Origin of the sequence: Actinomadura sp. NPDC048032, assembly GCF_040653175.1 — a bacterium.
GTDB classification, from domain to species: Bacteria; Actinomycetota; Actinomycetes; order Streptosporangiales; family Streptosporangiaceae; genus Spirillospora; species Spirillospora verrucosospora.
On the sequence record NZ_JBEZJP010000060.1, the window covers coordinates 20,956 to 27,621 of the forward strand.

The 6,666-nt window shown below is 69.9% G+C and carries 7 protein-coding genes; all 7 read left to right on the forward strand.

The window, feature by feature from the left end; genetic code table 11:
• Positions 1 to 4: 4 nt before the first annotated feature.
• Positions 5 to 1,249 (forward strand): threonine synthase, encoded by a 1,245-nt coding sequence (gene thrC / locus AB0C69_RS11440; RefSeq protein WP_360352675.1) that lies wholly within the window; start codon positions 5 to 7, stop codon positions 1,247 to 1,249.
• A 15-nt stretch (positions 1,250 to 1,264) separates the two neighbouring features.
• The gene (locus tag AB0C69_RS11445) at positions 1,265 to 1,543 is read left to right on the forward strand and encodes a MoaD/ThiS family protein (RefSeq protein WP_149262935.1); all 279 of its coding nucleotides are present in this window, start codon (positions 1,265 to 1,267) and stop codon (positions 1,541 to 1,543) included.
• A gap of 297 nt (positions 1,544 to 1,840) precedes the next feature.
• Positions 1,841 to 2,296 (forward strand): hypothetical protein, encoded by a 456-nt coding sequence (locus tag AB0C69_RS11450; protein WP_360352677.1) that lies wholly within the window; start codon positions 1,841 to 1,843, stop codon positions 2,294 to 2,296.
• A 315-nt stretch (positions 2,297 to 2,611) separates the two neighbouring features.
• Entirely contained in the window at positions 2,612 to 2,848 is a 237-nt protein-coding gene (locus AB0C69_RS11455) for a hypothetical protein (RefSeq protein ID WP_360352679.1), read from the forward strand.
• A gap of 914 nt (positions 2,849 to 3,762) precedes the next feature.
• On the forward strand, positions 3,763 to 5,391 hold the full coding sequence (gene groL / locus AB0C69_RS11460; protein ID WP_185031769.1) for a chaperonin GroEL: 1,629 nt from the start codon (positions 3,763 to 3,765) through the stop codon (positions 5,389 to 5,391).
• A gap of 410 nt (positions 5,392 to 5,801) precedes the next feature.
• The gene (locus tag AB0C69_RS11465; RefSeq protein WP_345173111.1) at positions 5,802 to 6,392 is read left to right on the forward strand and encodes a phospholipid scramblase-related protein; all 591 of its coding nucleotides are present in this window, start codon (positions 5,802 to 5,804) and stop codon (positions 6,390 to 6,392) included.
• Between the two features lie 62 nt (positions 6,393 to 6,454).
• Positions 6,455 to 6,666: hypothetical protein (locus AB0C69_RS11470; protein ID WP_360352682.1), on the forward strand; the 212-nt coding region annotated here is incomplete at its 3' end.

Consider the following 6,666-nt stretch of genomic DNA (forward strand, 5'->3'; position numbering starts at 1 on the left):
CCTCATGGCACTCACGCCTGCCACAGACCTCGGACCGGCTACCGCTCTCGTCTGCCGCGAATGCGGCTCGTCCCGCGACCTCGGGCCCTACTACGCCTGTGAAGAGTGTTTCGGCCCCCTGGAGATCGCCTACGACTTCGACGGCGTCACCCGGGAGTCCATCGAGTCCGGGCCGCGCAACATCTGGCGCTACCGCGGGCTGCTGCCCGTCCCGTCCAACGTCGCCGACACCCCGAACACCGAGCCGGGCCTGACCCGCCTCGTCCGCGCCGACAACCTCGCGGAGAGCCTCGGCCTGCAGAGCCTGTGGGTGAAGGACGACAGCGGCAACCCGACCCACTCGTTCAAGGACCGCGTCGTGGCCGTGGCGCTCGCCGCCGCCCGCGAGCTGGGGTTCAAGGTGCTGGCCTGCCCGTCCACCGGGAACCTCGCCAACGCCGTCGCCGCCGCGGCGGCCCGCGCCGGGATCCGCAGCGCGGTGTTCGTCCCGTCGAACCTGGAGTCCCAGAAGATCATCACGACGGCCGTGTACGGCGGGACGTTCGTGACGGTCGACGGCAACTACGACGACGTCAACCGGCTCGCGTCCGAGATCGCGGGCGAGCAGGACGACTGGGCGTTCGTCAACGTCAACGTCCGCCCCTACTACGCCGAGGGCTCCAAGACGCTCGGCTACGAGATCGCCGAGCAGCTCGGCTGGCGGCTGCCCGACCAGGTCGTCGTGCCGGTCGCGTCCGGCTCCCAGCTCACCAAGATCGACAAGGCGTTCCAGGAGCTCATCAAGCTGGGCCTGGTGGAGGAGAAGCCGTACCGCGTCTTCGGCGCCCAGGCCTCCGGGTGCGACCCGGTCGCCGCCGCGTTCAAGGCGGGCCACGACGTCGTCCGCCCGGTGAAGCCCGACACGATCGCCAAGTCCCTCGCCATCGGCAACCCGGCCGACGGCCCCTACGTCCTGGACGTGGCCCGCCGCACCGGCGGCGCCGTCGAGGACGTCACCGACGAGCAGGTCGTCGAGGGGATCCGGCTCCTGGCCCGCACCGAGGGGATCTTCGGTGAGACGGCCGGCGGCGTCACCGTCGCGACGCTGCGCAAGCTCGTCGAGGCCGGCGCCCTCGACCCGGGCGCCGAGACCGTGATCATCAACTCCGGGGACGGCCTGAAGACCCTGGACGCCGTCGCCCCGGTCGTCGCGCCGTCGGCGAACATCGCCCCGTCCCTGGAGGCGTTCCGCGCCGCGGGCCTCGCCTGAGAACGAAGGAGCAGCATGAGCAGCGTGTCCGTCCGTATCCCGACGATCCTGCGGACCTACACCGGTGGCGAGTCCGAGGTGAAGGCCGAGGGCGCGACCCTGCGCGCGGTCGTCGCCGACCTCGAGGCCAGCTACTCCGGCATCTCCGCCCGCATCCTGGACGACGCGGGCAAGATCCGCCGTTTCGTGAACGTCTACGTCGGGGACGAGGACGTCCGTTTCGCCGAGGGGCTCGACACCCCGACGCCCGAGGGCGCCCAGATCTCCATCATCCCCGCGGTGGCGGGCGGCTGACGTCCGTCTCGTCCGCGAGGCCCCGGCACGTCCACCGTGCCGGGGCTTTTCCTTTCACATCTGGCCGATTCCCCCTTCTCCGGAACGCGATTGCCCGGTGGATGCTGGATTGGGCAACTGTTCTTCCCGTCCGGCCAAACGCGCATGGAACAAGTTTTAGCGAGCGCCAGTTTCACGGCTTTGATCTTGATCACCGCCTCTCCGTCACTTGGGTTTCTCGCTGGCCGCGTCCTGGAAGATTGAACCCGGAGTGGCGCTCCCTGGGGCGCCGAACGGCATACGAGAGTGAGGAAAGGCATGAAGCGCATTTTGCGCACGATGGCCGTGACCGGCATAACGATGGGAGCGGCCGTCCTCGCGGCTCCCTCGGCCATGGCCGACATCAACTTCTACGCGGTGGAGAAGGCGTACGTGGGGCACAACGGCCCCACGTACATCAGTGAGAAGGGTCCGGGCGACCTGATCTACACCGACATCACCAAGTCGCCCAAGGCCGCGCCGGTGATCGGGAACAAGCCGGTGAAGACCGGTGACATCACCACGAAGCTCCACGGCGGGAAGCACAACACGGCCGTCACCGGCGTCGAGGGCTCCGAGCAGGAGGCCACCAAGGTCGCGCTCGCCAAGGCGGCCGAGCACCAGGCCGCCGAGCAGCAGGCGGCTCCTCAGCAGGCCGCCCCGCAGCAGGAGTCGCTGCAGGCCGCGCCGGAGCAGGGCGCCGAGCAGGCCGCTCCGCAGCAGCAGGCCGCTTAGCAGCAGGAGGCGCAGCAGGCGGCTCCGCAGCAGGGTGAGCAGCAGGCCGCCCCGCAGCAGAACGCCGAGCAGGCCGCTCCGCAGCAGGACGCGCAGCAGGCCGCTCAGCAGCAGGGCGAGCAGCAGGCGGCTCCGCAGCAGGAGGCGGAGCAGGCGGCTCCGCAGCAGGACGCGCAGCAGGCCGCGCCGGAGCAGGGCGCCGAGCAGGCCGCCCCGCAGCAGGAGGCCCAGCAGGCCGCGCCGGAGCAGCAGGCCGACGCCAACGCTCCGCAGGCCGGACAGCGGCTGGCCACCACGGGGGGCCGCCCCGGGCCGGTGCACGTCCACGCGGCCGAGAAGGCGATCGTCGGCCAGAACGGCGACGTCGCCAACATCGAGAACGGCTCGGGCGACGCGATCTTCACGAACCTCAGCGGATCGCCCCGCTCGAACGTCTACGCCGGCAACAGCGCGACGATGACCGGGCCCATCACCAGCCACATCCACGGCGGGAAGCACAACACCGTGATCAACGCGGTCGAGGGCCCCGAGCAGGAGTCCACCAAGCGGTGAACCGCGGTTCCTAGCAGGACACCGAAGCACCACGGCCGCTCCGGCCCGGTCACCATCGACGCCGGAGCGGCCGCCCAATGTCCGGACCCGTTTGCGGCGGCCCTTTGCCCGGGACTGAAAGAACATCCTCACCATTCGCCATACTCCATGAAAGCGGCCCTAACGGGCCGTGGTGATTCCCGGTGCACCGGGCCGCCGCAAACGTTGTCGCACCGACAGAACCGGCACCAACGGTCCGTGACGAAAAAACCGCGAAAAACAGCGGCACGGGCCGCCGCCGGTGCAATGGCACGCGGCACGGGTGGCCGCGACGGCACCCCCTCTCAGGCGAGGTGCCGGTCCGCGCGGCGCGCTGCGGTCGCCGGGTCGAGCAGCCGCGGGGTCAGCCCGGCGAGGCCCAGGGAAGCCCGGTAGGGACTCGATCTCGTCGAAGCCGGCGGCGCCGTCGGAGTGGCGGATGGCGCGACCGAGGGTGATCTCGCCCGTGCGCGCAGCCGGACGGCCGGCGTCTGAACGACCGGCGCTCCCCGCGCTCGGGCGGCACCTGCTCAAGGCAGAACGAAAGCGTTACGGGGAGGTGAGCCGCGCATGGCGAGACGATGGTTCGGCCGCTCTTCGGACGGACGCCTCCTGCCGGTCGGCAGCGCTGACGTGACCCTCCGGCGCAGGTCAGAGCGCTTCCGAGCGGGTCGGCGCGACGCGTGCGGCGGTGATGTGTGGCGCTTGCACTCGACAGGGTAGAGTGCTAAACAAGCATTGGCACTCTGATGTGGAGAGTGACAACTTCACACAGTCATGGGTCGGGGCGATGAGGCCTCAGGCCGGCGGCGGAATGGAAGTCGTCGGCGGGGCCGTCCGTCGCGGGCGTCGGCTCGATCCGTCTAAGCCACCTTGTTCCGGGAGGACTGGAGCCTATGGCTGCAAAGATGATCGCGTTCGACGAGGAGGCCCGCCGCGGTCTCGAGCGCGGCATGAACCAGCTCGCCGACGCCGTGAAGGTGACCCTTGGTCCCAAGGGCCGCAACGTCGTGCTGGAGAAGAAGTGGGGCGCTCCCACGATCACCAACGACGGTGTGTCGATCGCCAAGGAGATCGAGCTCGAGGACCCGTGGGAGAAGATCGGCGCGGAGCTCGTCAAGGAAGTAGCGAAGAAGACCGACGACGTCGCGGGTGACGGCACCACCACCGCCACCGTGCTGGCCCAGGCGCTGGTGCGCGAGGGTCTGCGCAACGTGGCCGCCGGCGCGAACCCGATGTCGCTCAAGCGCGGCATCGAGGCCGCCGTCGAGCGGGTGAGCGAGGAGCTGTCCAAGCTCGCCAAGGACGTGGAGACCAAGGAGCAGATCGCCTCCACGGCGTCCATCTCCGCGGGCGACCCGCAGATCGGCGAGATGATCGCCGAGGCGATGGACAAGGTCGGCAAGGAAGGCGTCATCACGGTCGAGGAGAGCCAGACCTTCGGTCTGGAGCTCGAGCTGACCGAGGGGATGCGCTTCGACAAGGGCTACATCTCGCACTACTTCGTGACCGACCCCGAGCGGATGGAGGCGGTCCTCGAGGACCCGTACATCCTGATCGTTCAGGGCAAGGCGTCGGCCAACAAGGACCTGCTGCCCGTCCTCGAGGGCGTCATGCAGTCCGGCAAGCCGCTGCTGATCATCGCGGAGGACGTCGAGGGCGAGGCCCTGGCCACCCTGGTCGTCAACAAGATCCGCGGCATCTTCAAGTCCGTGGCTGTGAAGGCGCCGGGCTTCGGCGACCGCCGCAAGGCCATGCTGGGCGACATCGCCACGCTGACCGGCGGCCAGGTCATCAGCGAGGACGTGGGTCTCAAGCTGGAGAACACCACGACCGAGATGCTGGGCCGCGCCCGCAAGGTCGTCATCACCAAGGACGAGACCACCATCGTGGACGGCGCCGGTGACGCCAACGAGATCGCGGGCCGGGTCAACCAGATCCGCACCGAGATCGACAACACCGACTCCGACTACGACCGCGAGAAGCTCCAGGAGCGCCTGGCCAAGCTCGCGGGCGGTGTCGCGGTCATCAAGGCCGGCGCCGCGACGGAGGTCGAGCTCAAGGAGCGCAAGCACCGCATCGAGGACGCCGTCCGCAACGCCAAGGCCGCGGTCGAGGAGGGCATCGTCCCCGGTGGCGGCGTGGCGCTGCTGCAGGCCGGCACCAAGGCGTTCGACAAGCTGGAGCTGGCGGGCGACGAGGCCACCGGTGCGAACATCGTCAAGCGCGCTCTCGAGGAGCCGCTGAAGCAGATCGCCGTCAACGCCGGCCTTGAGGGCGGCGTCGTGGTGGAGCGGGTCCGCAACCTGACCCCGGGCGAGGGCCTGAACGCCGCCACCGGCGAGTACGTCAACATGTTCGAGTCGGGGATCCTCGACCCGGCCAAGGTGACCCGGTCCGCGCTGCAGAACGCCTCGTCGATCGCCGCGCTGTTCCTCACCACCGAGGCCGTCATCGCCGAGAAGCCCGAGAAGAACCCGGCCCCGGCGGGCGGCATGCCCGACGCCGGCGGCATGGACTTCTGAGCGAGTCCGCGGTTCGCACTTCCGAGTGCATGTGAAAGGGGCGGTTCCTTCGGGAACCGCCCCTTTCCGCGTCCGCGAGGGCCGGTGCGGGTCGAAGCCCTGGTTCGGGCAGGACGACGCTCTGTGGAAGCTCGTAGGGCGCCGGAGATGTCCGTGGGGATGCTCAGGGGACGCCGGGCCGAAAGAAGAATGTTTCTCGGACGGGCACCCCGGGCCACGGCGGTGCAGGTCAGTGAGCCGGGCGCGGGCGCGGCGATTCCGCCGGGCGGAGACGGGCGCGCAAAGTGCTTCCCCTGCGGGCCCGGCGCTTGGCAGGATCGCCGGTTGGAGGGCGTGCCGCCGAGGACGCGGGCGCAGGCGAAGTGAACAGTGAGGCGGTCGCCGATGCGGCCGACGAGGCAGGAGAACACGTGAGCGAAGTGTTCAGCTCCCCGGTGCTCAGGGTCGAACAGCCTCGCAGGGGACCGTTGGCCAAGTCGCGGTACAAGGTGCTGGACGAAGGCGGGACCGTCCTCGCCATCGCGGCGCCGACCGACGACAAGGGCAACGCCGCGGTCATGCGCGGACTGTTCCCCGGCAAGTCGAACCTCGACGCCCGAGCCGTCCTGCTGACGACGCCCGACGGCGACCCCCTGTACGTCGTGGACAAGCAGAGCGGCCGGGAGTACACCGAGATCCTCCGGCCGGACGGAGAGCGCGTCGGCTCCTTCGTCACCGAGAGGGTCGGCCGCCGCTACGTCGTCTACGACGACGACGGGACGCTCATCGGCACGGTCGAGGTCGACGTGCCGCGCAACAACTTCGAGGTGAAGGACGCCGACGGCGGCAAGGTGGCGCACGTCCGCAAGAAGTGGGCGGGCCTCGCCACCCACCTGCTCACGACCGCCGACAAGTACGCGGTGGAGATCGCCGATCCCGTCCGGGAACCGCTGCGGACGATGGCGGTCATGACGGCCATCGTCATGGACATGAACCTGCACGAGGCCAAAGAGATCACCTGACGGACCGGAGGCCGCCCCACGGAGGGGTTCCCGGCTCCCGCCAGGCGAGGTACGTTCCGGTCGTGCAGGCCATGTCCGGGCGCCCGAACGGCTGGCGGATCTCGCCGGCGATTCCGACGATCGCGAACTGCGCGCTGGCCGTCCTCTGGCTCTTCTCGGCCCTCGGCGGCTGGGGCGACGCCGCCTTCTGCGGTGAGGACGAGGGCCGCGACCTGGAATGCGCGGCCGGATTCGAGGACGCCGTGCGGATCTCGGCGCCCGTGGCGGTCGCCGC

Excerpts from the sequence above, each read along its gene's own strand:
- AB0C69_RS11450 (WP_360352677.1), top strand. The coding sequence starts at position 1,841 with ATGAAGCGCATTTTGCGCACGATGGCCGTGACCGGCATAACGATGGGA.
- groL (WP_185031769.1), top strand. The coding sequence starts at position 3,763 with ATGGCTGCAAAGATGATCGCGTTCGACGAGGAGGCCCGCCGCGGTCTC.
- thrC (WP_360352675.1), top strand. The coding sequence starts at position 5 with ATGGCACTCACGCCTGCCACAGACCTCGGACCGGCTACCGCTCTCGTC.
- AB0C69_RS11445 (WP_149262935.1), top strand. The coding sequence starts at position 1,265 with ATGAGCAGCGTGTCCGTCCGTATCCCGACGATCCTGCGGACCTACACC.